At 61.3% G+C, this 26,165-nt stretch carries 20 protein-coding genes; 3 read left to right on the top strand and 17 right to left on the bottom strand.

Annotation, left to right across the window (positions count from 1 at the left end):
- Nucleotides 1–26: 26 nt before the first annotated feature.
- The 8 genes from ACQRCA_RS02185 to ACQRCA_RS02150 all read right to left on the bottom strand — a co-directional run bounded on the left by ACQRCA_RS02185 (nt 27) and on the right by ACQRCA_RS02150 (nt 8,463).
- Nucleotides 27–1,871, bottom strand: a complete 1,845-nt coding sequence (locus ACQRCA_RS02185; RefSeq protein WP_427718082.1) for a magnesium transporter — start codon at nt 1,869–1,871, stop codon at nt 27–29.
- Nucleotides 1,872–2,191: 320 nt separating this feature from the next.
- Complete coding sequence (locus ACQRCA_RS02180) at nt 2,192–3,598, bottom strand: polysaccharide deacetylase family protein (protein WP_427718080.1); 1,407 nt, start codon at nt 3,596–3,598, stop codon at nt 2,192–2,194.
- A 72-nt stretch (nt 3,599–3,670) separates the two neighbouring features.
- Nucleotides 3,671–4,426: a PRC-barrel domain containing protein gene (locus ACQRCA_RS02175; RefSeq protein WP_427718078.1), complete on the bottom strand. Its 756-nt coding sequence runs from the start codon at nt 4,424–4,426 to the stop codon at nt 3,671–3,673.
- Nucleotides 4,426–4,815, bottom strand: a complete 390-nt coding sequence (locus tag ACQRCA_RS02170; RefSeq protein ID WP_154516595.1) for a YtxH domain-containing protein — start codon at nt 4,813–4,815, stop codon at nt 4,426–4,428. Before ACQRCA_RS02170 ends, ACQRCA_RS02175 begins: the two co-directional genes overlap by 1 nt.
- A gap of 136 nt (nt 4,816–4,951) precedes the next feature.
- Nucleotides 4,952–5,779 (bottom strand): cyanophycin synthetase family protein, encoded by an 828-nt coding sequence (locus ACQRCA_RS02165; protein WP_427718075.1) that lies wholly within the window; start codon nt 5,777–5,779, stop codon nt 4,952–4,954.
- A gap of 24 nt (nt 5,780–5,803) precedes the next feature.
- A complete protein-coding gene (locus ACQRCA_RS02160; RefSeq protein WP_427718073.1) occupies nt 5,804–7,177 on the bottom strand; it encodes a hemolysin family protein in 1,374 nt (457 codons plus the stop codon).
- 113 nt (nt 7,178–7,290) lie between these two features.
- Complete coding sequence (gene trhA, locus ACQRCA_RS02155; RefSeq protein WP_427718071.1) at nt 7,291–7,974, bottom strand: PAQR family membrane homeostasis protein TrhA; 684 nt, start codon at nt 7,972–7,974, stop codon at nt 7,291–7,293.
- 90 nt (nt 7,975–8,064) lie between these two features.
- Nucleotides 8,065–8,463: a hypothetical protein gene (locus ACQRCA_RS02150; RefSeq protein ID WP_427718069.1), complete on the bottom strand. Its 399-nt coding sequence runs from the start codon at nt 8,461–8,463 to the stop codon at nt 8,065–8,067.
- A gap of 178 nt (nt 8,464–8,641) precedes the next feature.
- Here ACQRCA_RS02150 and ACQRCA_RS02145 point away from each other — a divergent pair, with 178 nt between their 5' ends.
- Entirely contained in the window at nt 8,642–8,770 is a 129-nt protein-coding gene (locus ACQRCA_RS02145) for a hypothetical protein (RefSeq protein WP_427718066.1), read from the top strand.
- 162 nt (nt 8,771–8,932) lie between these two features.
- Here ACQRCA_RS02145 and ACQRCA_RS02140 read toward each other — a convergent pair whose 3' ends face one another.
- From ACQRCA_RS02140 to ACQRCA_RS02125, 4 genes are all read right to left on the bottom strand, one after another.
- Nucleotides 8,933–10,138: a DUF362 domain-containing protein gene (locus tag ACQRCA_RS02140; RefSeq protein ID WP_427718064.1), complete on the bottom strand. Its 1,206-nt coding sequence runs from the start codon at nt 10,136–10,138 to the stop codon at nt 8,933–8,935.
- Between the two features lie 346 nt (nt 10,139–10,484).
- Nucleotides 10,485–11,690, bottom strand: coding sequence for an ABC transporter permease (locus ACQRCA_RS02135; protein WP_427718061.1), 1,206 nt, complete (start codon nt 11,688–11,690; stop codon nt 10,485–10,487).
- Entirely contained in the window at nt 11,677–12,864 is a 1,188-nt protein-coding gene (locus tag ACQRCA_RS02130) for an ABC transporter permease (RefSeq protein WP_427718058.1), read from the bottom strand. Before ACQRCA_RS02130 ends, ACQRCA_RS02135 begins: the two co-directional genes overlap by 14 nt.
- Nucleotides 12,865–12,873: 9 nt before the next feature.
- A complete protein-coding gene (locus ACQRCA_RS02125) occupies nt 12,874–13,812 on the bottom strand; it encodes an ATP-binding cassette domain-containing protein (protein ID WP_427718056.1) in 939 nt (312 codons plus the stop codon).
- Between the two features lie 166 nt (nt 13,813–13,978).
- On the opposite strand from ACQRCA_RS02125, the gene ACQRCA_RS02120 reads away from it, so the two are divergent.
- Together ACQRCA_RS02120 and ACQRCA_RS02115 are read left to right on the top strand one after the other, a co-directional pair.
- Nucleotides 13,979–15,124 carry a sensor histidine kinase gene (locus ACQRCA_RS02120; protein ID WP_427718054.1) on the top strand — a complete coding sequence of 382 codons (1,146 nt, stop codon included), beginning with the start codon at nt 13,979–13,981 and terminating at the stop codon, nt 15,122–15,124.
- Complete coding sequence (locus ACQRCA_RS02115; RefSeq protein WP_427718052.1) at nt 15,121–15,750, top strand: response regulator; 630 nt, start codon at nt 15,121–15,123, stop codon at nt 15,748–15,750. Before ACQRCA_RS02120 ends, ACQRCA_RS02115 begins: the two co-directional genes overlap by 4 nt.
- Nucleotides 15,751–16,356: 606 nt before the next feature.
- On the opposite strand, the gene ACQRCA_RS02110 is transcribed toward ACQRCA_RS02115, so the two are convergent.
- From ACQRCA_RS02110 to ACQRCA_RS02090, 5 genes are all read right to left on the bottom strand, one after another.
- Nucleotides 16,357–22,695: a Spy0128 family protein gene (locus ACQRCA_RS02110; RefSeq protein WP_427718049.1), complete on the bottom strand. Its 6,339-nt coding sequence runs from the start codon at nt 22,693–22,695 to the stop codon at nt 16,357–16,359.
- A gap of 719 nt (nt 22,696–23,414) precedes the next feature.
- Nucleotides 23,415–23,756 (bottom strand): 4Fe-4S dicluster domain-containing protein, encoded by a 342-nt coding sequence (locus tag ACQRCA_RS02105; RefSeq protein ID WP_427718046.1) that lies wholly within the window; start codon nt 23,754–23,756, stop codon nt 23,415–23,417.
- Between the two features lie 7 nt (nt 23,757–23,763).
- Complete coding sequence (locus ACQRCA_RS02100) at nt 23,764–24,852, bottom strand: nickel-dependent hydrogenase large subunit (RefSeq protein WP_427718044.1); 1,089 nt, start codon at nt 24,850–24,852, stop codon at nt 23,764–23,766.
- Between the two features lie 5 nt (nt 24,853–24,857).
- Complete coding sequence (locus tag ACQRCA_RS02095) at nt 24,858–25,565, bottom strand: NADH-quinone oxidoreductase subunit C (protein ID WP_427718042.1); 708 nt, start codon at nt 25,563–25,565, stop codon at nt 24,858–24,860.
- On the bottom strand, nt 25,565–26,158 hold the full coding sequence (locus tag ACQRCA_RS02090; RefSeq protein ID WP_427718039.1) for an NADH-quinone oxidoreductase subunit B family protein: 594 nt from the start codon (nt 26,156–26,158) through the stop codon (nt 25,565–25,567). The genes ACQRCA_RS02095 and ACQRCA_RS02090 overlap by 1 nt, the downstream gene beginning before the upstream one ends.
- Nucleotides 26,159–26,165: the final 7 nt, after the last annotated feature.

Below are 26,165 nucleotides of genomic sequence, written 5' to 3'. Positions count from 1 at the left end.
TTGCTTGCTATTTTGCACGCGACCACCTAACCCATGACCGACATGGTGAGCAGCACCGCAGCGGCACAGTACGCCACGCACGAGATCATGACGGCAATGACGTTCATGGCGGTACCCGACGTATTGAGGTCGTGCTCGTCGCGCCAGAACAGCACCATCAGGTAAATCACAGCGCTCATGTTGCCAATCAGGCAGACGATGGCCGCGATGTTAAAGCAGCCGGTAAAGAGCTGCTCCTCAAGCATGGGCGCGTCGGGGAACGCCGTGGTGCGCACCAGCTGAGCGCACAGGTAGGTCACGAGCGACAGGATCAGGCCCATGCCCGTGCTCTGGAAGAAGAATCCCAGATACGGCTTGGGTTCATCGTCATGGCCGTCGTACTCCAGGAAGTAGTTCTTGACGAACGACACCATACGCGAGGCAGCCAGCAGCACGAGCGGCATGGCGCACATGGGGAACACCACCAGATGCGCGGAGCCCAGCGCCGTCCCCAGCACTGCCGCCATGATGCACGAGGCAATGCCCCACACGACAACCCAGTACTGGCGATGCACAAACCAGCTGAGCACATTCGTCGAGTCGTCGGACGCGCTATCGCCCGAGCCGACGCCTGCGATCTGCAGGTCCTCCTGGTGCTCCTCGGCGATAACGTCCATGGCGTCGTCGAAGGTCACAATGCCCAAGATGTGGCGGTTCTCATCGCAGACGGGGATGGCGACCAGGTCGTACTTGGTCATCTCATCCGTTACGTCTTCCTGGTCCTCGTCGGGCGACACATAAACCAGGTCGCGGTAGGCCAGCTGGCCCAGCGTGGCGTCGCGGTCGGCCACGATCAACGTGCGCAGCGAGAGCACGCCGGTCAGCATACCGCTCGGATCCTCGGTATAGACGTAGTAGACGCTTTCGAAATCCTCGTCGAGCTTGCGGATCGCCTCGATGGCGTCACCGACCGTCGCCGTGGCAGGCAGGGAGACAAACTCCGAGGTCATAATGCGGCCGGCAGTGTTTTCCTCATAGCCCAGCAGGTTACGAATCGCCTTCTCCTCCTGAACGCCCATCAGGCGCAGGAGCTTCTCGGCCTTCTCGTAATCGAGCTCGTCGATCAGGTCGGCGGCGTCGTCCGGGTCCATCATGGCCAGCATCGACGACGCATCCGTGTCGGACAGGCCCTCGAGCATCTCGGTCATGAGCTCGTCGTCATCGAACTCCGAGATGGCCTCGGCGGCCTGGGCGGTGTCGAGCTGCGCGAACACCTGCGCGCGCAGGCGAGGATCGAGCTGCTCGATAATGTCGGCAATGTCGGCAGGATGCAGCTCGCCGAGCGTCTTATGCGACACCGACAGCTGGATGTTCTTAGTCGAGCGATCGAGCAGGTCCATGTAGGACCAGGCGATGATGTCCTCGCCGAGCGGTTTGCCCAGGTGCTTCATAAAGCCCTCGACGACATGTTCAAGAGCGGGGCTGATTGCGCGCAGCAGACCACGGGCACCAACTTCGGCACCCAGCAGGCGCAGCTGATTTTCGCCTGACATGGAAAACTTGATGTCGTTTACGCGCACAACCTTCATGCCCTGCGTGTCGACGATTTGTTTGTTGAGCACGTCGCGCGCGAGCAGGAGTTCGGTCGGCTGCAGGTACGAAAAACGGATTTCGGTAGCCGACGTCTTAAGGTATACGCCCGTCTCGTCGATACGGTCGACCCATTTTCGCCAGCTGATCATAAACGGCGTCTTGCCGGGACCGCGGAACGCGAGCGACGTCACGTGCGGAAAAACTTCGCCGGTAGCAATGCCAAAATCGTTCACAACGCCGAGCTTTTCGCCATCGACGTCCAAGACCGGCAGCTTGAGCATCTCACTCAGATAATTCACTGGTGCTCCCCATCATTATTCCTTCGGACCGTGGCCATGCCGGCACGCCATCCGTGGACTTTTAGATATGTATACGCATGCGCGGGCGGCACACCGCTCGGCGCTCACACCCCGTGCATGCGCAAGAAGCACCTGCAAGGGGTCATCGACTGTATGGTCGAGGTTTGGATTTCACCTGCAACCTTTCTCTTGACCCTTGTTATCCGCAGTAACTATAGCATCAGCATCGCGCCGTGACGCCAAATTTATGCTCCAAACATCGCAGGCATACCAAACGCTGACGCATCCGTGACATAGTCGTTTAAAAACGTCCCCCGTGACTAGTCTGTGGTGTCGTTATCTTCGACGAGCTGGGGAAACACGGCGTTCTTGGGCATGGAAGTCTTCGTTAGCGAGGTGAGTTTTTTGCTCAGCGACGTATCCGTCTTAACCAAATCGCTCAGCGTCACGATCTTGTAGCCCTTGGCGACAAGGCCATCGATGATCTGCGGCAGCGCTTCGAGCGTCTGTTCGGAGCACTCGTCGCTATCGGTGAACAAAACAATGTTGCCCGGAGTCACCGATTCGAGCACTGTCGAAACCTGTTCGTCGGCGCCGTTGAGCAGCCAGTCGCCCGAATCGACATTCCACGAGACCACGGCAGACACCAGGTCCATCGCATCGATCAAGTTTTGCTCGTCAAACGCGGCGTAGGGAGCACGCAGCAACATCGTCTCGACGCCGGTCGCCGACTTAATCGCCTCGGTGCCCTTCGTGATCTGCTTGCGCACCGCCTCGCGATCCTTGCCCTTGAGCGAATCATCGCTGTAGCTGTTGGAGCCGATCTCGCATCCGGCATCGACAATCGCTTTGGCAGTAGCGGGCGAGGCTTCCGCAGCATCGCCCGAAAGGAAGAACGTCGCCGTGACGCCCTTTTCCTTGAGCACCTGCAAGACCTGCTTGGTCGCGCCGCTCGGACCCTCGTCAAATGTCAGGGCCACGTACTTTTCGTTGCCCTTGGGCGCTACGCTCGCGCACTCGACTACACAGTCGGTGGCGGGCACGACCTCGCCGCGGTCCTGCGTCTTGCCCGACTGCTCGCCGACCCATACCTCGGAGCGGCCCCGAACGCCCCAGGTTTTAACGTATTCGATAGCGCCCGTGCCCTCGACCTTCAACTTGGGCTCAATGGTCGTGACCTGGACCTCGTGCTTCTCGTACGTGTCGCGGCCGTCTTTGACCGTCACTTTCTCGCCGCCCGTTAGCTCGCGGCTATTCCACTTGCCCTGCTTCACCCGTTTGCCGTCCACCTTCACCGACAGCTTTTCGCCGCCACGGCGGGTAAGCACGCTATCGTCGACAGCCAACAAGTCGCCGGCATCGTAGGTGTCGGTCAGGCCTTGATCATCGATAAGGTTCTGCAACGTGGAGCCCACGCGCACCGAAGCCTGCTCCCCATTGAGCACAATGTCCACGCTGCGATTGACATAGCCCACGACGGCAGCGATAAACAGCACGAGCGCACAGCCGACAGCGATGAGCGCATAGGGCAGGCGGGACGGTCGGCGCGGTGAGCGCCCGTTGCCGATGCGCGCGCTGCGATCGCTAAACCCACGGCTATGGTTGAGGTACATCGCGCCGGGTTTACGGCGACGTCGACGCTGACCGCTGGGCAGCTGCCCCAGGTCGCGTCGCGCCGTCGGACGCGCACCCGAGTGCCCGTTTAAGTTAGATCCGTTTTGGCGCATGTGCCCTCCCCCATAAACACAGCGAGCCGGAGCAACATGTCTCCGGCTCGCCCCCCGTCATTTGGTACGTCGCTATTTGCTAGCTTTTGACGAGCCCCCGCTCGCCTTTTGATATTCGTCCTTAAAGGCCTTGAACATACCGCGCGTCTTGCCGAGCTGCTTGCCCAGTGCGCGACTGCCCTTGTCCACGGCGACCGATCCCTTGTCATCGAGCACCTTGGCGCCCTTCTTGACCTTATCGCCCACCACGACACTGGCCTCGGCAGCCTTGGCGGCCGCGCCACCCGAATACCCGAGCGACTTGACCTCGTCCGAGACAATCATCGCGCCGTTCTCGTAGCCGCGCAGCATCGTCGGCGGCATCTGTGTGTCGCCCACCAGCACACTCGAGGCAGTGCCGGCGGTCACGTAGAACGTCTGCACGATACCCGAACGCGGCTTGAACTCAACGTCCGAGCAGTAGCCCACGACATCGCCCGATTCCGTGCGCACGTCCATGCCAACCCAGATGATGCAATCGTCCAGGTTGATATCGAGGCGCTTGGCCGCGGCGGCATCGTAGGTGCCCTTGACGTCGTCGACCGCAACAGCACCCTCATAGACGCCGATGGCATCGAGCGCCACAAATCGATCGGGGCGCTCGATCATGCCCGCGATATCGGACTGGCGAACCATAAAGCCCACCACGCGCGTACCGCCCGGGGTAAAGACCGGAAAATGAATCTTGCCGAGCTTTTTGGGGCTGCGCGGCGTGCCGTCCTTTTTGGTGCGCTTGTCTTCGGCAGGCTTACGATAAACCTTGACACCGACAAAATCCCCTGCGCGCATTATGCCTCGGTCGAGGGCTCCGTGGCCTCGGTGTCGGCCTCAGTGACGTTCTCGACCACGACGTCGGCAGCGGGCGTCACGTTGCCGCCCGAGATGGCGTCGTTGAGCTGCTCGCGAAGCTGGTCCATGCGCTCGCGGGCCAGGTCGACCTTGGCGCGCAGGTCGTCGGTCTTGGCGTCGACCATCGGACCAAAGTCGTTGACCGCGGCACGAGCCTCCTCGGCACCGTGCTCGTAGGTGTCGCGCATGTTGTCCCAGGCATCGTTGGCGATATCGGCGGCCATGGCACGGGTCTCGGCACCCGAGCGCGGGGCCAGAGCAACGCCGATGATAGCGCCGGCGGCAGCGCCAAAGAGCGCACCGGAAACAAAGCTGAAAGTCTTTCCCATGATCATTCCTCTCCTGCGGGCACCTCAATGCCCACCGTTTGAATGCTGTCCATTATACCCGCAGCGCAACACTTGCCGTCGCGCTCATCTGCGTACGGTAAAAGCGCAGGTACATGATGGTGATAAGCGAGTGAGCCTACTCCTGCGGTATGGCAGGCATGGCCACCGTGGCGGCCGGGTCCTCGCCGGCGCCATCAACGAGCGGAAGCGCACCTTCCTGTGCGGGGCCTGCCGGAACCGTCGCCGCGCCACCGTAGACGGCAGCGGGGGCCTCGTGGCTCTCGGCGGTCGCGCCCTCGGTATCGATTGCCTCCTGCAGCTCATCGTCAAAGCTCGGGACACCCTGGGGCTCCGCGGGCTCGGACTCGACAGCTTCCTCAGCAGCTGCCTCGACGCCGGGTTCGGAATCGGCAGGAGCCTCGCCTTCGGCCCCGTCCTCGGCGTTTGCGGCGGCGATGGCCTCGTGCGGATCCTTGCCCTCGGCCTCGGCGCGCATACCCAGCACCAGGTTGCGCAGGCCCGCGACCGTGCCCTCCACGTCAGGGGCAGGCTGGTCGGCGTGCAGATAAGCCCAGTCCATCATAAAGGTCGCCGAAGACAGCGCGCCGATGGCCAGCGCGTCATCGGGGCATGAAAGCTCAACCTCAAAGACACGCTCATCGTGCTCGCTTACGCGGGTACGGCCGCACGAAATGCTGCCGGCGAGACCGGTCTCGTTCATGAGCTCCACTGTCACGTGCTCAAGCAGATGGCAAAGCTCGGTCTGGCCCATGCAGTCCTGGAATTCACGACCGGAATCGCCTAGGCACAGGTGCTTGGCAATCGCGGGCACCAGGTAGTACACGCGCGCCGTGGCCTCGATGTCCTCCGAAGTCATGAGCGGCATGCCGGGGTTCACCAGCACATGCGCGCAGATCTTGTCCTCGCTGACGGTGACCTTAAGGATGTTGAACAGGCCTGCCATAACTCTCCCCTACTCTTCCTTGCCCTACTCGTCGCCGTCGTGCGGGCCCGCAGAGCCCGCGCCCGGCGTCGCCGGCTTATCTGCCGAGGACTCGGAATCCTTCTTATCGGTTTCGGCCGGAGCGATCACGCGAATAAGCGAGATGCGCTGGCCACGCATCGACTGCACCTTGAACTTGTACCCTGCAACCTCAAACACCTCTCCGATGTCGGGCACCGAGTCGCAAAGTTCCAAAATCCAGCCGGCGATGGTCTCATAATCATCGCTTTCCTCGAGCGGCCAACCAAGCTCAATCGCATCATCGCACGAAAAACGCCCATCGACGAGCCACTCACGGCGCGAAAGACGCGTGAGGTACTTGTTGTCGGGGTCGAACTCGTCCTCGATCTCACCCACGATCTCCTCGACGATGTCCTCGATGGTAATGATGCCAGCCGTGCCGCCGTACTCGTCCACGACCACCACGATCTGGTCGTGCGAAGTCTGCATCTCGGACAGCAGCGGCAGGATGTCCTTGGTGTCGGGCACAAAGGTGGCGTCGCGCAAATAACCGGCGATGGGCTGGTCGCCCTCGCCGTCGAGCGAGGGCTGAATCAGGTCCTTGATGTGCGCGATGCCCGCCACGTTGTCGGGATCTTCGTGATAGACGGGGATGCGGCTAAAGCCGGTCTGGCGCATAGTGGACAGCACGTCGGCGACCGTCTCGTCGTCCTCGCACATGGTGGTGTCCACGCGCGGCACCATGACCTCGCGGGCAACGGTATCGCCCAGGTCGAAGATCTCGTGGATCATACGCTTTTCCTCGTCGAGCAGGTCGTCCTGCTCCGAGACCATGTACTTAATCTCTTCCTCCGAGACGTTTTGGCGATCGTCGGCGCTCTTGATGCGCAGGATGCGGGCCAGGCCATCGGAGCAAGCGCCAGTCAGCCACACGAGCGGACGAGCGACCTTTTGGAAAAACGACAACGGCCCCACCACCTGCTTGGACACGCCTTCGGCATTGGCCAAACCAATGCGCTTGGGCACAAGCTCGCCAATCACGATGGACACGAAGGCGACCGCAACGGTGATGATGACCGGCGCCAGTCCGCGCGCGATAGCAGAGAGCGGCGCGATGCCAAAGCTCATGAGCCACGTGGCGAGCGGGTCGGACAGGCTCGTCGAAGCAACGGCGGACGAGGCAAAGCCCACGAGCGTGATGGCGACCTGGATGGTGGCGAGCAGCTGGTCGGAGTCGGCAGCCAGCTTAACGGCGCGCTCGGCGCGTTTGTCGCCTTCCTCGGCCTCGTGCTCCAGCACGGCGCGCTTTGCCGTGGTGAGCGCCATCTCGGACATAGAGAAGTAGCCGTTGATGAGGGTCAAAACGAGGGTGGTGATAAGGGAGATGGTTATGTCCATCGGGAGTTTCTCGAACCTCCAAGATTCGGGACGTTAGGTAGTAAGCGTAGATAACGGATAGGGCAGTTGCGTCCGGCGGCGCTTGGATGGGTCCGCAGGCACAGACGTGATCGCTAGATTACGAAGAGGATCACCGCCATGAACTGGAAGATACTGCCGGCGAGCACCCACAAGTGAAACACACTGTGCAGGTAGCGCGCGTTTTTAGCGATGTAGAACGGCACGCCCACGGTGTAGCACACGCCGCCGACAGCGAGCAGGGCAAGTGCCACGGGGTTGAGCAGCGACACGAGCTCGGGCAGCTTAAAGACGACGAGCCAGCCCATCAGCAGGTAGACCAGGCCGCTTACCCAGTGCGGTTGACGCTCGCGCATAAAGCACTCGAGGGCGATGCCGATAATGGCGATGGCCCATACGGCAAAGAACAGCATAGGGCCGCCGTCGTTTGCGAGCGTGATGAGGCAAAACGGCGTATAGCTGCCGGCTATGAGCAGGTAGATGCAGCTGTGGTCGATGATGCGAAACACGCGCTTGGCGCGTGCGGGCTGAATCGCGTGGTAGAGCGTAGAGGCTAGGTATTCGAGGATAATGCTGACGCCATAGACAATCGCCGCGGCCATGTGAGCCGGGCCTCCGCCGCGAAGAGCGGCAAATACGATCAGGAGCACCAGGCCCGCGATGCCCAGCAGGCAACCGACACCATGGGTGACGGAGTTCATGATCTCCTCACCCACCGTGTAGTGTGGAACGGCCGCGGTCTTGGGTCGCGGCTTGGAACTGTCGCTCGAATCGGACATGCCGGTTACATCCTCCAACGTAAAGAGTTCTCAACACTATATCAAAGCGTCTGGGTACGTGCGAAATTTGCACCATACGTGACCCCTTGTTTACCCATTCTTTTCTTGTTGACGCATCAACGGCGAACATCCATAATGCGCTTGTTTTAAGTGTTGACGTATCAACATCTTTAAGAAGAACCGTAAATGTCTCAAAGCGCACACCCCCATCGAAAGCTTAAGATGACCGTCGTTGTTGCGCTGGCGCTCGTTGTCACGTTGCTCGGATTTGCCGCCAACTTTTTGTTTGACTTTGCCCTGAACCCCCAAGCGCCGTACACCATGAAGATGATGCAGGATGGCAAAGACGACAAAAAAGGTGAGCAACCGGATGCCGAGGAAACCGAGGCGCGGGCGTGGTTTAAAAAGAGTCGCGAGAGCAGCAGTCTCACCGCAGATGACGGAACCGAGCTTGCCGCTTGGTGTTTTGCCGCCCCAGAGACCACTCACAATTACGCCATCTGCCTACACGGATACACCAATGAGCCCATCGGTATGGCCCGATACGTCAAACGATTCCATGACCGCGGCATGAACGTGCTCGCGCCTGCCCAGCTTTCCCTTGCTCGATGTAGCAAACTTGGTGTGCAACGTGCGCGCAGGCTACGACTTTCATAAGGCAAGCAGTGTGGAGCAACTCAAACACGCGACGGCTTCCATGTTGTTTATCCACGGCGCCGCCCACGCCAAGAGTGCGCAAGTTAACCCCGAGCTCTACTGGAACACAGTCAACAACTTCCTCGACGAGTATTTTTAGGCAACAAGCAACGTCTGGGTTTTGTTGCCAAAAACGCCTTGTGGTCGGCGGTATTCGACTTTTCCCCGCACTTCCGAAAAGCCGCCCGTGAGCGCTGTGCTCGCGAGCGGCTTTTGCTCGAATTACGCCACAAAGGCGCTTATATTGTCCAATAGCTAGGCGCTATTTGACCTCGATAAGCTCGTACTTGCTCGTGCCCAGGCCGATCTTCTCGGCGTGCGCGATGCACGCGCGCCAGTCGGTGTCGGGATGCGTGATGCAGAAGGGGTCACGCGCCTGCTCGCCCTCCAGATGCTCGTGGTTATGCTCCATCTTGGCCGCGCTATCGGTGAGCTCGGTGTTGGGCAGCGGCTCGGACGCCATGACGGCATCGGCACAGGCCTGGTCGATGGCGACCGGGTCGAAGCTCGCGAACATGCCGATATCGTTGACGATAGGCGTATCGTTTTCGGGATGGCAATCACAGTTGGGGCTGATATCCATGGCAAGCGAGATGTGGAAGCTCGGGCGGCCGTCGACGACGGCCTTGGTGTACTCGGCGATCTTGCAGTTGAGCACGTCGGCCGCGGCGTCATAGACGGGCTTGATGGCGTCCTGGTTGCACACGCCGATGCAGCGTCCGCAGCCCACGCAGCGATCGTGGTCGATGGCAGCCACGTGCACCGTGCGAGTAGCGCCGCTGGCAAGCTCGCGCTCGCGGGTGTCATCGAACGAGATAGCGTTGTGCGCGCAGATCTTTTCACAGGCACGGCAGCCAATGCAGTGCTCGGTCGTGACGTTCGGCTTGCCGGCGGCATGCTGCTCCATCTTGCCGGCACGGCTGCCGCCTCCCATGCCCAGGTTCTTCATGGCACCGCCAAAACCGGCCTGCTCATGGCCCTTAAAGTGGGTGAGGCTAATCACGATATCGGCATCCATGAGCGCCTGGCCGATCTTGGCCTCGCGCACGTACTCTCCGCCCTCGACCGGGACGAGCGCCTCGTCGGTGCCCTTGAGGCCGTCGGCGATGATGACCTGGCAGCCCGTGGCATACGGGGTAAAGCCGTTCTGATAGGCGGTATCGATGTGCTCGAGCGCGTTTTTGCGGCTACCGACATAGAGCGTGTTGCAGTCGGTGAGGAAGGGCTTGCCGCCCAGCTCCTTCACGACATCCGCGACGGCGCGGGCGTAGTTGGGGCGCAAAAAGCTCAGGTTGCCCAGCTCGCCAAAGTGAATCTTGATAGCGACGAACTTGTTCTCAAAGTCGATCTGCTCAATACCGGCGCGGCGGATGAGGCGCTTGAGCTTGTCGAGCTGGCTCTCGCGAGCATGCGTACGCAAGTTGGTGAAGTACACCTTAGCGGGTGCTGCGGGTGAAGTTGCGGTCATAGATCTATCCCCTCGGTCTATATGGCGTTACAGGCATAGAGGATGGTACCCGTTAAAGCGGGGTCAAAGTCAAGTACGGCGCCTAGTCATTGGGGACAGACTTATTGGGGACAGACTTAAATGACTGAAACCACTCATTGGGGACGGACTTAAATGAGTGCCTCGCCACCCGGCAGTTAGGGACGTTCCTTTCCTGCCGGCAGCTGGGGACAGTCCTTGGCAACCCTGCCGGCGAGCCGGCGAATCGGCAAAGACTGTCCCCGATGACTAGTCGTTTAAGTCTGTCCCCAATGACCACCCTTGGTCGTTTAAGTCTGTCCCCAATGAGCACCCAATGACTAGGTGGCTAGGCGTGGGATTTGGCGTGAGTGAGGGCTAGGCCTACGGCGGCGATGGCCATGGCAAAGAGCACCGTGACGCCCAGATCGCAGACGATGTCGCCCAGCACGGTGGACGTCAGGTCCGACGAGAGCGCCTTGCCGATTGCGTCGTTCACCCAATACGTCGGCACAAAGTGCGCTACGGTCTGCACGGCCGGGCCCATCAGCGACAGCGGCATCCAGGCGCCGCCCAAAAACGTCATGAGCATGCCAAGCAGGTTGCCCACACCGTTGAGCAGCTCCTCGCGCGCGCCCAGACTCGACAACGCAAAGCCAACGGCCAGCGGCGTGCACGCCAGGGCAAACGTTGCCGCCAGTGCCAGGCATACACGACCCACGCCGACCTCGGCGACCGCGCCGGCAAAGCCCACGACGCCCATCATGCTCGACACAAACCAGATGCAGACGGCGAGCACGGCGGCGGCCGCAAACACGGCAAGCGAGCGCTGACGCTCGGAGACCGGACTGGCCTCCATGCGGCGCACGCGCTCGGGCTCGTTCATGCCCGAGAACACCAGCCCCACCGATACGATGACCGACGAGATAATCGCGTACGTGCCAAAGTTGAAGTACGACTCAAGCGTGGCGGCGGCTGTCGAGTCGACCTTGACCTGCTCAATCTCGACCTCCGCGCGCTTGACGGCGGCATGCTCGGCGGCCTTGGCGACGTCACCGTCGGAGACAGTAGGATCAAGTGCGGCCGCAGCGCCCGCGAGCGAGATCCAGCGCGAGGCCTCGGCAGACGAAAGCGCCGCCGCCATGGTGCCGGCACCGTAGGTCACATCGAGCTTGGGCAGGGACTCCCCCGCTCGGGCGGCTGCAACGAGGTCGTCCTCAAACCCCTCCGGGATAAAGAACACGCAGTCGGCGCTGCCCTTGGCGCTGTTGCTCTTGGAGAGCGCGTCCGCAAGGTCGTAGGTGTCCTCGCCGATACCCGTGACCAGATCAAAGCGCGAGCCCAGGTGCTTGGTAAGCGCACGCGAAAGGTCGCTGTCGTCGCGGTCGACCACGATCACGTTGGTGTCGTAGGGCTCGTACTCGGTGAGCTGCGACGAGTTCCAGCTCACCGATGCCGCGATGAATACGCCCATGAGTGAGATGAACACCGTATAGATGAGCAGGTAGAACGGGTGCGCCAGCGCCATGCGAAGCGCGGTCTTAAAGGTGCTCATAGCGGCTCCTTCCAAAGATCAGCGTGGCGGCGGCAACGAACAGCAACGCCATAAGGGCCAGCGCGCCAGCGCGAACGGCAAAGGGGCCCAGGTCCTCAAAGAAATACAAGCGGTTGAACATGTCGCAGATAAGCTTGACGGGATTAAGCCAACTCTCGGCCGGGCAGGCGCGGGCGACGTCGTCGGCAAGCGCCATCGCCGGCTCGCCATAAAGCCCGGCGAACAGGGCACACGTGGTGGCAAAGCCCGTGAGGATGCCCGACTTGGACGCCTTGCCGCCCTTAACGGGAAGCGTGCCCACAAAAAGGCCCAGACCCGTCGCGGCAAGCGCGGAGGCAGCGCCACCCACCAGGCAGAGCCCCTCGCGCCCGCCAAAGCCGACGCCCACGACCAGGCGCACGTAGCCGATCGCGATCGTCATCGAGGCAAAGGAAACCAACCACGAGCCCACAAAGATGCCGGCCAGCGACGCCGTCTTGGAAAGGCCACCCACGCAGCGACGCGCACCAAGGCCAGACAGATTGGGCTGCAGGTCGACGACGCTCAAGGCGGCAAACTCGGCAGACATCATCGCAACCAGGCCAAAGAGCGCGTAGTAGTAGATGACCGTGCCATCGGGCGTGGCACGCGTCAGGCTCACACGGCGAGTGCCGCCCTCGAGCGACAGGGCGCGCGCAACCGCCTCCGGGTCGGCGAGCGCCGCCGGGTTGTCCTGGGCAATCTGGCGCATGAGCTCGGCATTTTGCGTATACGAGCTTGCCACCGTCTCCAGGATGCTGCGGTCGGTGAGCACCGACGACGCACGTGAGCTGTCATAGCTCGAAAGCAATGTGAGTTTGGGCGTGCCCGCAGCATCGACCGTATAGATGCCCGCGACCTCGCCGGCCTTAAGAGCACGGTTCGCATCGACTGCGTCGTCGCACTCGTGGATCTCGAGCAGTTGGTCGTCACCTGCCTTGGCAAGCGAGGCCGCCACGTCCTTAAAGGTCGAGGCGCCCCAGGCCTCATCCGCTACGACGGCCACCGGCACCGGGTCGACCGTGCCGTCGGAGCTCAGATTCGCAAACATAAACATGAACATCGTGGAAAGCGCGACGGGAAAGATCGCGCCCCAAACCCACGTGCTCGGCCGGCGCAACAGCGTCTTGACCGTAATGATAATGGTGTTGAACATGGCCGCCCCCTAGTCGCGCAGCTTGCGGCCGGTGATCTCGAGGAACACGTCGTTGAGGGTCGGCGGCTCGCTCCACACGCGGCCGAGCGCCACATCGGCAGTGCGCAGCGTGTCGAGGATGTCAACCAGGTTGTGCGGGCTCGCTTCGCAGGTGCAGATGAGCTCGCCGCCGGAAAGCTCAACCGAAAGCACATGCTCGAGGGCGCGCAGTCGCTCGACCGTGGCGAGCTCGACGGCGCCGACCTCGACGGTCACGCGCTCGCCCATCTGAATCATGCGCTTGAGCTCGTCGTTGGTGCCCTGCGCCAGCACGCGCCCGCTGTCCATGATCATGATGCGGCTGCAGATCTGCTCGACTTCCTCCATGTAATGGCTGGTATACACCACCGTGGCGCCTTCGTCGCGCAGGCGGCAGATGCCCTCCAGGATGGCATTGCGGCTCTGCGGGTCGACGGCCACCGTGGGTTCGTCGAAGAAGATGAGCTCGGGCTTGTGCGCGATGCCGCAGGCGATGTTGAGGCGACGCGCCAGGCCGCCCGAGAGCTTGCCGGGGCGAAACTTGGCAAAGTCGCCCAGCCCGACAAAGTCGATGGCCTCGTCGACCAGCGCGCGACGGCGCTTGCGGTCGTTGACGTAGAGGCTGCAGAAATAGTCGATGTTCTCGCGGACGGTAAGCTCGTCAAACACCGCAACTTGCTGCGGGACCACGCCGATGCGGCGCTTGAGGTCGTAACGCGTGGGCGTCATGGGCTCGCCGAACAACTCGATGGTGCCTTTATCGTAGGCGAGCAGCTGCAGGATGCAGTTGATGGACGTGGTCTTGCCCGAGCCGTTGGGGCCCAGCAGGCCAAAGATCTCGCCGGGGGCGATGCTCAGGTTAAAGTGGTCGAGCGCAATAAGATCGTCGTAGCGCTTGACGAGGTTTTCGACGTGGACGATGTCTGTCATGAGGCGGCCCTTCTGTTGATTTCGGCCCGGTACGATTGCATCATCGCAGGTGCGGGCGGCGCGCACCAGTGAGCTTTGTCACGAGTGCGGCGGGGGCGGGCGGGAGGAATGTCACGGTTGCGGCACCTGAGCAATCGTCGCGCGCACCATCGCGTACAATACCCGTATGAACAGGCTATTCGACAAATCGATCATGCTGGCGTGCTGTATCGCGGCCGCTCTGGGCCTTGCTGTGGATGCTTGCTTGGTCGCGGCGTTTTGTCTTGGCGTCGCAGTCGCCTCGCTTACGGAAATTGCGCAAGGCGAACGTGCCCGCCGCGCCGGTGAGGCCGCGAGCTACGCTTACATTATGGTGACCGTCTTTGTGCCGTCGTTTGTGCCGTTTGCGCCCCTCGCCCTCTATGACATCGCGCGATACGTGCGCCGTGAGCACGCCTGGGTCGCGCTGGGCGCCGGCGCCATCTTTGTCTGCGCACTCGTCGCATATGCCCACGCCGGCGCGCTTCCCACCCGTGCGCTGCTGTTGACCGCCATCCTTTCAGTCGCCGCCACCTTGCTGTCTCTGCGCACCGCTCAGCTGGAGCGCGAGCAGGAGCGCATGCGTCGCACCCGCGACGAGCTGCAGGAGCGAGCCCTCGCGCTCGAGGCGCGCAACCGCGACCTTGCCGACCGCCAGGACTACGAGGTCGAACTCGCAACGCTCGCCGAGCGCGCCCGCATCGCACGCGAGATCCACGATAACGTGGGACACCAGCTCACGCGCGCCTCGCTGCAAACCGAGGCCCTACGCGTGGTCCACGCCAACGAGCCCGGCGTCGCCGCCGACTTCGCTGACGTCAAGCGCACCGTGGACGAAGCGCTTCAGCTCGTGCGCTCGAGCGTCCACGCGCTCAACGACAACGCGGCGAATCTCTCCGTACAGCTCGAGCGCATCGTGGAGGGCGCGCGCTCAGATGGCGGGCCGCAGATTGAACTTGAGGTTTTGGCCGAGCATGCGCCCGCAAATGTCGCCAGCTGCTTTGCGGCGGTCCTGCGCGAGGCGCTTTCCAACGCCATACGCCATGCTTGCGCCCATGCTGTCACCGTACGATGCATGGAGCATCCGTCGTTTTACCAGCTCATCGTTACCGACGATGGCGCAGGCGGGGCTCAAGCAAGCGGCCGCAACGTCACAGGAGGCATGGGGCTCGGCTCCATGCGCGAGCGCGTCGAGGCGCTTGGCGGCACCTTCACCGCCGGCCCGCGCGCCGGCGCCGGCGGCTGGCGTGTGTTTGCCACCGTTCCCAAACAGCAAGGAGATGAGGGCCGATGAGGCTCATCGTTGTCGACGACGACCGCTTGGTGGTCGATTCGCTCAAGATAATCCTGGGCGCCCAGCCGCAGATCGAGGTGGTGGGTACCGGCGCCGACGGCAACGACGCAGTGGCTCTTTATGCCGAACACGCACCCGATATTGCGCTGCTCGACATTCAGATGCCGGGGCGCGACGGGCTTTCGGCGGCCCGCGAGATCCTTGAGCGCGACCCTGCGGCGCGCGTGGTGTTTCTGACGACATTCTCGGATGACGAGTACATTGTGTCGGCGCTCAAACTGGGTGCCCGCGGCTACCTGATCAAAACCGATGTCGCTGCCATCCCGCCGGCGTTGGCCCAGGTCATAGATGGTAAACGCATGCTCGAGGGTAAGGCGATCGAGGATATCAACTTTGATGGGGCGGGCGTCGAGGCCGGCGCAACCCGCCGGCCCGCGGCCTTTGTCAGCCTGACTGACCGCGAGTTCGAAGTCGCCGAGCTCATCGCCCGCGGCCTCGATAACAAGGAGATTGCCGCCACCGCCTATATGGGCGAAGGCACCGTGCGAAACCACATCAGCTCAATCCTGGCCAAAATGGGCCTTCGCAACCGCACCCAAATCGCCATCGCCTACCTGCGAGGGTAGTTGCCCGAAGACCGATCGCCCCGACATAACAAAATGTCTGCTACCGGTTTAATGCCATTTCAAAACTATGCCGGTTTACGGGGCCAAACTCAGGACCCCCATCCATACCCGCGTTTTCTGTAAAATGACGGCTCGTCTACCTGCGGTTTTATTTTCACGAATATCAGCATGGTTGAGGACTCGTGACTCACCCCCGTAAACCGGCCTAGTTTTGTCCGAGCGGCCACGTCAAGTGTCTCCGCAAGCCGCTTCAAGCCAAAAATGATCCGTTTTCCTCCGTCCCCAAGGGATCAGCCGGAACCGCTCCACGAAATCGGCCCATCTACTACGTTTAACTCGATACCCCTGACCACACCTTCGTTTTGAGCAAAACCGCAGGCGTTCTACCTGCGGTTTTGTTTTCGCGTTTTTTGACATGGTTGGGGGTAAGGGACTAAACGTAGTAGATGGGCCGGTTTCGTGGCGAGCCCTCCTCGCCTACGCACAAAAGCGCCGCCACGGAGGAGGGAGATACCTCCGTGGCGGCTGGGGGTGGGGGGGTGGGGCTATGTTCTGGCTCCCCGCCGGCCGCCCGGGGCCTTTTGGCCCCGGGCGCCGCCAGCGTGCCTAGCGTTTACGGATACCCCAGACCAGGGCTCCGACGCCGGCCATGGCGATAACAAATGCCATGAGCAGTGCGGCGGTCTGCTGGTCACCCGTGGTGGGCAGGAAACCCTTGACCATCTTGACGATGTTCGTCACGGTCTTGGGCGTGCCGGGATCGGGCGTCGGCACGGGCGTCTCGGGCTTCTTGTACGTGTTGTTGAACACGATGCCCTCGACGCTCTTGTCGCCCTTGGTAAAGGCGACATTCGCCTTGAGGTTGCCCTCGCCGTCATCGGCCACGTTGACGGTCGCGGTAAAGACGGACTTGTCATAGGTCATACCGGCCTCGTCGCCCTTGACCTCGCTGATGGTGTAGACGTACGTACCGGGCTCGTCGTACTCGAACTTGTCGAAGTTGATCTTGCCATCGGCATCGTTGGTGACCGTAGACTCAATGTCCTCGCCAAAGAGCTTAAAGCTAAACTCGTCCTTCTTGAGCTCGCGTCCCTCGAGCACCTTGATGGCACCGATGGAGACCTGCGTGGGCATGGCATGATACTTGTTGGTAAAGCCAGCCGACTCAGTAGTTCCCTCGAGCTTGTGCGTCGCGGTCAGCGTGCCGTCGCCGTTGTCGGAGACGGTGGTCACGACGGTGTAGGTCGTGCCGTCATAGGTGACGCCCTTGTACAGGCCGAGCGCGTTGGGGCAAGCCTCGCGCAGCATGTACGTGTGCGCGCCAGGCGCCTCGTAGCGGATCGGGCTCAGCGCGACGGTGCCATTGGCGTCGTTGGTGCCGGTCGCGACAACCACGCCGTCCTCGAGCAGCTCAAACGTGAACTCGCCTGCTGCAAGGTCGCGTCCGGTCAGACGCTTGACCGTCTTGACCTGATCGGTCACCACAGAATCGGTAGGCGTCACGCTGTAGGTGTTGGTGAACGTGAAGGCAGCGCCGTCGTCACCCTCGCGCACGACCTTCAGATGTCCGGCACCGTCGTCAGTCACGGTGTAGGAAACCTTACGCGTGGCATTGGCGTCGTTAGTCACGCCAGGGGCGCTACCGGACTCGGTCACCGTGTAGGTAAAGGTGTGCGAGCGCGGGGCGGTGGGGGCTGCGGGCACGGACTCGCCGCCGGACTCGTCGGCATTGGCATCAGCGTCGACGTCGGCCTCTTCAGCCTCTGCCTCGTCGGCCTCGGCTTCGTCAGCTTCGTCTGCCTCGGCCTTATCGGTCGCATCATCCGTCACGCCCAAGGCGCGGTTGAGGTCCTCGAGCGTAAAGTGGATCTTGCCAAAGTCCACGTTGCCGGCCGCGTCGTTGGTTGCGGTCGTGCGCTCGGGCATCGGGGCGCCCGCCTCATCGGCGGTCACGGTAAAGGTGAACTTACCCGTGATATCGGCCGGGGTCAGGCCCTCGGCAGCCTGGAGCTTCTTGGCGCCGGCGAGCGCGGCGTCAACGGCATCGGCGCCGTAGACGTTCTCGAACACGGGCTCGACGCCACCGTAGTCAGGCTTCGCCGTCAGAGTGCCGTCGCCGTTGTCGACGACGATGACCTTAAAGCTAAAGCTCGACTTCGCGGCAGTAATACCCTTTGCTGCGAGCGGGGACGTGTACTCAAACGCCGTGTAGTTGATAGTCCACGCAAGCTTGGCGTCCGTGTCGGTACGGATGGCGCGTCCGGCGCTCACCAAATCGGCGAGCATCTCAGTCGTGTAATGCAGCGTGCCAAAGCTCACCTGGCCGTTAACGTTCCACGCCGTAGTGCCGTTGATGGCTTCCGTCTCACCTGCATAGGCAATACCGAAGCAGAACTCGCCGTCGGCCATCGGACGACCGGTCAGGGTCTTGGTGGCGACAATCTGCGCAAGCTCGCCGCCCGGGTTATCGGTCGATGCGTGGTAGCTGTTGGCGAACGGGACCACGGCGCTCTCGACCTTGTTCTCGCCACTCTTGTAGACCGTCGCATGCGTGCCCTCGGGTCCGCCGGAAACGGTCGTCGTAGCGGTGAGCGTACCAGCGCCATCGTCGGCGATAGCGATCGTCACGGTGCGCACGGCCTCGTCGTAGGTGTAACCGGGCTGGCCATCGTTCTTCTCGGCAACGGTGTATGTAAAGGTCTTGCCCGCGTCAGCCTGCGTAAACTTGACCTCATGGCCAGCCAGGATGTCGATCAGGCCAACCGTTGCCTCTGCCGTTGCAGGGGACTTGTACACGTTGGCGCCCTCGTGCAGGCCGAGCGCGATGGCCGAAGCCTCGTCGGCAGGCGTCACGGTAAGGGTGAACTGACCCTCGGTCATGGGACGTCCGGAGAGGGTCTTGCTGAGCTTGAGACCGCCGGCCGCGGCGTAATCGAGCTCAGAGCGGTACGTGTTGGTGAAGCGGCCGCTTTCCTTCTTGGTGACGTTGGCGGTCAGGGTGCCGTCGCCGTTCTCGGTCACGGTCACTTCGGCGGTTGCGACATGCGCGTCATACGTCATACCGGCCGCGCTGTCCGCGTTCTCGCGGATCTCGTACTTGTAGGTTCCGGCAGCCGTGTAGTGGATCTTGCCGAACTTGATGGCGGCGATGCCATCCTCCGCGTCCTTCTTGCTCACGGTTACGGTTGCGGAATCAGGAAGCGGGGCGCCTTCGGGGGCCGTGATGGTAAAGCTGAACTTGTCTGCATCCGTCCAGTCGCGACCGTCGAGGGCCTTGCTCAGGCCAAAGTCGAGCTCTGTGTCGAGCGGGGTCACGCTGTAAGCGTTCTCGAAAGTTGCAGCCTTGACGTCGTCCTTCAGGACATGCTCGGCCTTGAGGGTACCGTCGCCGTTGTCGGTGATGGTAGTCTCAACGGTGTACTTGGCGTTGCTGTAAGTGACGCCCTTGCTGGTGGTTCCGCCGTTGACCTCGCGCAGTGTGTAGGTATGCTTGCCGGGCTTGTCGTACTTCACGGCGTTCATCGTGATCTTGCCTTCGGCATTGTTGGTGCCGGTGGCGACGACCTTGGCGTCCTCGCCCTCGCCCTCGACGAGCTCGAATCTGAACTCGCCAGCCTTGAGGCCGCGGCCGTCCAGGACCTTGGTCGCGGTGATCTGGTCGGTGACGCGCGTCTCGACGGGCGTCACGCTATAGGTATTGGTGAACGTAAATGCCGCATCGCCGTCCGGCTTGCGGGACACCCTCAGAGTACCCTCGCCGTCATCAGTCACGGTGAAGGAAACCGTACGCGAAGTCTCGGCGTCGTTGGTCACGCCAGCGACCTCACCGGACTCGGTCACGGTGTAGGTAAAGGTGTGCTCGCGCTTCTCGGGCTTCTCGCCCAGAGCCTTGTTAAGGTCGTCGAGCGTAAAGGTGATCTTGCCAAAGTCGACCTTGCCCTTGGCATCATTGGTCACGCTCGCGTTCGCGGGCATGGGTGCGCCCTCTTCACCGGTCACGGCAAAGGTGAACTTGCCGGCAATGTCAGCCGGGGTCAAGCCATCAGGAACCTGCAGATTCTTCTTGCCCACAAGCGATGCCTCGACAGGCGCGGCAGTGTAGGTGTTCACAAACTCGTTGCCGGCATCGCCGTAGACAGCCGTCGCCGTCAGGGTACCATCACCGTTGTCGACAACGGTTACACATGCGTCAATTGCCGACACGGTGGCGCTCACGCCCGCAGGCAGCTTTCCGGTCTGCTCGGCAGCAATGTAGCGAATGGTCCACGTGGGCTTGTCGGAGCTAGCATCAACCGACGCCTTGCCCTCCTCGACCAGCTTGGCAAGCGACTCGGTCGTGTACGTCAGCGGCCCGAACTCAACCTTGCCACTCTTGTTGGTTGCATCCAGCAGAACCTCGTCGTGCCCCGCATAGCTCAGCGCAAACTTAAATTCGTCATCGGCCATCGGGCGCCCCGTGAGCGTCTTGGTTGCCTCAAGAGTCAGCGGGGTTTCCGTCTTGGCGCTATAGGTGTTCTTGAACTCGGTCTCGCCCGAGATCTTTTCAACGTCAGCCTTAAGCCCACCCGTGGCCTCAACCGCCACGGTCACCTTGAACGTGGCAACGTTCTCGCTGTAGGTGATGCCACCGGCGCCGCCCTTGACCTCGCGGACCTCATAGGTGTACTCGCCCGGCTTGTTGCAGGTGATCTCGCCGAAGTCGATAGCTGCCTTGCCATTGTCGTCCAGGTCGTCATTGGTCACGGTCGCGGTCGCGTGTGCAGGCATCGGGGCGTCATTCTCGGACGTTGCGGAGAGTTCAAACTTAAACTCGTCCGCATCCGTCCAATCGCGGCCCTCGAGCACCTTGGTCAGGCCAAAGCTGGCCTTGGTATCCACCGTTGTCGGCGTCACGTTAAAGCTGATCTTGCCGTTGTTGCCCAGGTAGGAATTGACATGCGTCGCGGTCGCCTTGGCGGACACGTTGTTCCACTTGGGGTTAAGAACGTCGGTCGCGGTACCAGTGTTGTTGCCGCCCACACTCTCCTTGGTGGTGTGGAGCTCGTCGATAAAGGCTAGGCGCGCGGTTCCCACGCTAAACGAAAGGCTGCCGTCCTCGTCAGCAACAATAGCGCCGTCAAACTTCGCAGCGTCGCCGCCGATAAACTCGATGACGGCAGAGGCGGGCTTGGCCTCATCGTTTTCGCCCTGCTCCTCAAACTCATCCTTGTAGTAATAGGTGCCGGTATCTGCCAGCGAATTCTTTGCAGGCTGCGTGCAGTCCTTGTCCGTGTAAATTGGGGTCTGTTTCTGGAAGTAGTAGTAGCGGTTGGTGTCGGCCGGCTCAAAGGTCGCAACCGTATTACCCAACGCGCCGGTCTCCCACTTGTTCGCGTAGAAGTTCACGGTCTTGGTGCCATCGTCGGCAACGGTCGTATTCTTTTCGATGTAAGCCTTGAGCCCCGTGACCTCCTCAGGCGTAAATAGGTTGTCGAGCGCAACACTCTTCACGCTCGAAGCATACTTCACCTGGATGGGCTTAACGTTGTCGACCGAAAGCTTGCCGTCTACGGTCTTAAAGTGACTCAGCGGAATCAACGACGCAGGAATATTGACCGTTACGATATCGCCCTTCTGGGGATTGTCATCGCCGGCACGCTGCACGGTAATGAGCAGGTCTTTTGCCTTGCCGGTGAACTCGTAGGTGTCGGTATTGGTTTCTTTATTGACCGTCTTGCTCGCCTTGGTAAACGGCGTGCCGTTAATGACGACTTCGGTAAATCCATCAACCTGCATAAAGTCGCCCAGCTCGTCGGTAAACGTGATGTAGCCGGACTTGGTCTCGTCGTAGCCCTTATGGATTTCGGTCGGATAAGGCGCCTCCGATGTGATGGCCTGCGAGATGTCGTCGAAGACCTTCTTGAGCTCTTCGGCATTGGTCGCCGACTTGTAGTAGTCGGAGTTTTCCGCACGCGTTCCGTGAGTATTCCATTTCGTGGCATTGGGGTAGTTGCTCGAAACGGCCTGCATGAACTTGTTCTCTTGGCTTGTCTTCGAATCTTGGACGCTGGCTTTGGGGTCCGCGCCATCAAAGATGCCGATAGTATAAACGGTAGCCTTGCTGTCCTTCATGCTCTTGGCGGCCGTTACGGCAGCGTTGGCGACCGAAGAATCAAACTCGCTGTAGCTCGTTGGCGTGCCGTCGGTAAAGAACACAACGATCTTTTTAGCGTCCGCGCGACCAGAAGTGATGCCCTCTGCCAGCTGCAGGCCATTGTCGGCGCGCGTTGCACCAGCGGGTGTAATCTGGGCAATCCCATCCTTAAGAGCTTTCACGTTGCCGCCGGAGCAATCGGTCAGGCCTTTCATTACCTGCGTGTAATTGTAGGTGTGTTCTCCGTCACGATACGTCCCGTTGCCGATATTGTCGGACTTCTTGCCCGCGAACTTAACGATTGCAACCTTATGCTGCCTATCCACGCCCTCGATACCCTCGTTTTGTTTGGCAATGGTGTCGATGAAGCTGCTGGCAGCGCTCTCCAGTGCATCGATACGCTTGGTGAAATCTCCACCGCCCATCTCACCATCCATCGAGCCAGAGGCATCCAGCACCATCACGATGTCGAGCGGCGTAGTAACCGTCACGGTTGAATTGGACGTCGAGGACATGGCCGAAAGCGTAGTCAGAAAATCCGACTCCTCGTTTTTCTCGGTTGCCTTGACCGTCTTGTCGGTCCAGATTCGGCCGACGTGTTGGGTCGATACTTTATTGCCGCTATGGCCAGCCGCCCAGATTTCCCAGCGGCCGCTGGTATCGGGATCGACGACCTTTCCGGTCATTGTCGGTCCATCCATTCCGGTGCTGGACCTGGCGTTGGCCTCGGGCAGCATGGCAAATGCCGCAGCCGGCAATACCAGCACTACGGCCAGCATCACCGCCAAGAGACCCCTCGTGTACTTACCCATCGCGTCTCCCTTCTCGCAGACTCAGGCCTTGCATCAGCCTCAAGTTACGGAATGAGACACAATTTGAGCAGGTGACACACGTTCCAGATTCGGTTTTGAGCGTGAGACAAATGTCTCACCATAGTTGAGACACGAGCGTTTTCGCAGGAAAACGGGTGCGACTCAAGATGGACGGGGCAAAAGAACCCGTTTTCCTCCGTCCCCGGGGGATCAATTGGTGGTGCTCGCCACGAAACTGGCCTATCTACTATGTTTAACCCGATGCCCCTGACCACAACCGCGTTTCATGAAAAACCGCAGGCGTTCTACCTGCGGTTTCGTTTTCGCGCTTTTTGGCATGGTTGAGGGTAGCGGCTTAAACGTAGTAGATGGGCCCATTTCGTGGCAGACGGGTCGCGCGGCAGCCCTCGCAAGGCCAAAATGATCCGTTTTCCTTCGTCCGCGGGAGATCAAGCGCTGTTACTGATATGGTGGCATTTCAAAACTATGCCAGATTACGGAGCTAAAGTCGGGGCCCTCATCCATACCCTCTATTTTTGAAAAAAGCGAGCTGTCTACCTGCGGTTTTATCTTCGTGGTTTTCGATATGGTTGGGGATTCGCAATTCAGCCCCGTAATCCGGCATAGTTTTTGTTCGCAGAGGCTTAGCCGCGCGTTCACGCGCGGGGCCGGCGGGGCATTTTTGCCCCACCGGCCCCTATTCCAGCTCTATTCCAGCGCTATTCCGGCTTGGTTTCTACCGTGGGAGTCTTGTCCGCCGCGACTGGAGTGCGCGCGGTGTCCATAGTCAGGCAGTGCTTGGGGCAGCTCTCGATGCACTCGCCACACACCACGCAGGCGTACGGGTCGATCGACCAGGTACCACCCTTGCGATCGACCGCAAGCGCGCCCGCCGGGCAGCGACGCGCGCACATACCGCAGCAGATGCACACGTCCATATCGTTGACGATATGCCCGCGCAGGCGCTCGGGCACCGTCAGCTCCTCCTGCGGATAGCACACCGTGACCGGTTGCTTGACCATAGAGCCCAAGGCCGTCTTGGCAAATGTCAGCAAACTCATGCCGCGCCTACCTTTCCGTGCAACTAATGCAGGGGTCGATGGTCAGGATAATCATGGGCACGTTGGCAATGAGCACGCCCTGCAGTGCATGCGTCAGGCCCGCCAGGTTTTGCGACGTCGGCGTGCGCACACGGAAACGGTCCAAATTCTTGGTGCCGTTACCGCGCACATAGTAGTACGCCTCGCCGCGCGGTTGCTCAATCACAACCTCGCCGCGTGCGCCGTCGGCTGGCGTAAGCTTGGTGCGCCCGCCGATGCCGTCGTGCGGAATCTTGCCCACAAGCTCCTTAATGATGTCCATGGCCTGCGTGACCTCGGCGCAACGCACCTGGCAGCGGGCATAGCAGTCGCCATCGGTAGCAACGACGGGCTCAAACGCAGCCAGGTCCGCATAGGCACCGTCGCCAAACATGCGCACGTCGTAATCCACGCCCGAGGCGCGCCCAAACGGACCGACCATCGACAGGTCCAGCGCGTCTTTCTTGCTGATCACGCCCACGCCATGCAGGCGCTCGCCGCAGCTGTCGTCGTCCAAAAAGGTATGCACCAGGGCCTCGTAATCGGGGCGCATGGCGTCGAGCGTCTGGACAATGCCCGCCAACTCGGAGTCCTCAATATCGTGCTTAAGGCCGCCGATCTCGTTAATCGACAGAATCACGCGACCGCCACACGTGCTCTCAAAGATCTTGAGAATCTGCTCGCGCAGGGTCCACGAACGATAGAACAGCGCCTCGAAGCCAAAGGCATCGGCGAGCAGGCCCAGCCACAGCAGGTGCGAGTGAATGCGCGAAAGCTCGTGCAAAATGGTACGGATATACTGCACGCGGCCGGGCACCTCGATATCGAGCATGCGCTCGCAGGCGCTGGCATAGCCGCAGCTGTGACCCACGGCGCAAATGCCGCAGATGCGCTCGGCGATGTAGCCAAACTGGTGCATGTCACGCTTTTCGGTGAGCTTCTCGAGTCCGCGGTGCACAAAGCCGATCTGCGGAATTGCCTCGATAACGCGGTCGTCCTCGAGCACCAGGTCCAGGTGAAGCGGCTCGGGCAGCACCGGGTGCTGCGGGCCAAACGGAATAACGGAGCGATGTGCCATGGACCTTACGCCTCCTTTTTTTGCTTATCGCGGGCGGCTTTGGCGGCAAGCGCCGCGCGAACCTTGGCCGCTTTCTCGGGATCCATGGCGGCGAGCTTTGCCTCCATCTCGGCAGCCTTGAGCGCGGCCTTGGCGGCAGCCTCGTCATGCTGAGCATCGGAGCCGGCAGCCGCAGTGGGCTTGGCGGCAGTGCCCGCAGCATCGCCAGCGCCCTCCCCCGCAGCGGCCGCGGCAGCGGCGGCCTTCTCGGCCGCAGCCTTGCGCGCCTTGGCCTCGGCGGCGGCACGGACCTTCATGGCCTTCTCGCGCGCAGCCTTAACCTCGGGCGTGATGACGCTCATGGGCTCGGCAGTCGAGACCTGGTAGAAAAAGCCCTTAAAGTCAATCTGCATGTCGGTAATGGCAAGCCCAAACAGGTCGTGTGCCTCATTTTCAAACGGGAACACCGCAGGGTAGTACGAGCTGATGGATGGAATCTCCTGGTACTGGTCGATACCATCGACTACCAGGTTCTCAATCGCATAGCTGCCGTCCTGCGCAATCTGCTCCTGGGCAGCACGAACGTTGATGAACGTATAGACCAAGCGATACGTGCCGTCGTCCACATTGCGCTCGGCGTGCATCTGCACAAAGCGGGCACCGGCACCCTTAAGCGCCTGGACATGCGACAGCAGCGCATCGAGCTCGACGGTGGTATAGATTGCCTTTTGCATTACTCGGCCCCCCTTACAGCGGCGGACGCGGCGGGCGTCCCAGCAGGTGCGTCGCCAGCGGCGGGCGCGTCGCCGGCCTCAGCCGGGGCCACAAATCCGTCCTCGCCCAGCTCAACGCCGCCATCCCAGGTAGCGGCACCGCCCACGGTAAGCGGGTCGCCGCCGGCGCGCATCACGGCCTCCTTCTGGTCCAGGATGCCGCACGCCTCCACGATGGCGTCGATCACCGTCTCAGGACGAATGGCGCATCCTGGCGCGTACACATCCACGGGAATCGCGCGGTCCACGCCGCCGATCACGTTATAGGCATCGCGGAACACGCCGCCCGAGCACGCGCAGATGCCGCACGCCACCACGCACTTGGGCTCGAGCATCTGGTTGTAGATCTGGCGCACGACGGGCAAGTTCTGGGCGTTGACCGACCCCGTCACCAAAAAGATGTCCGCATGTTTGGGGTTGCCGGTGTTGACCACGCCAAAGCGCTCCGCATCGAACAGCGGCGTGAGCGAGGCCAGCACCTCGATATCGCATCCGTTGCAGCTCGAGCCGTCGTAATGAATAACCCACGGCGAGCGCGACATTTTATGATCCATGGATGCC

This window comes from Collinsella sp. SGI.095, from assembly GCF_050314535.1.
Classification (GTDB): Bacteria; Actinomycetota; Coriobacteriia; order Coriobacteriales; family Coriobacteriaceae; genus Collinsella.
The sequence above is the reverse complement of the archived record's forward strand: the minus strand, read 5'-3'. Positions and strand labels throughout refer to the sequence as shown.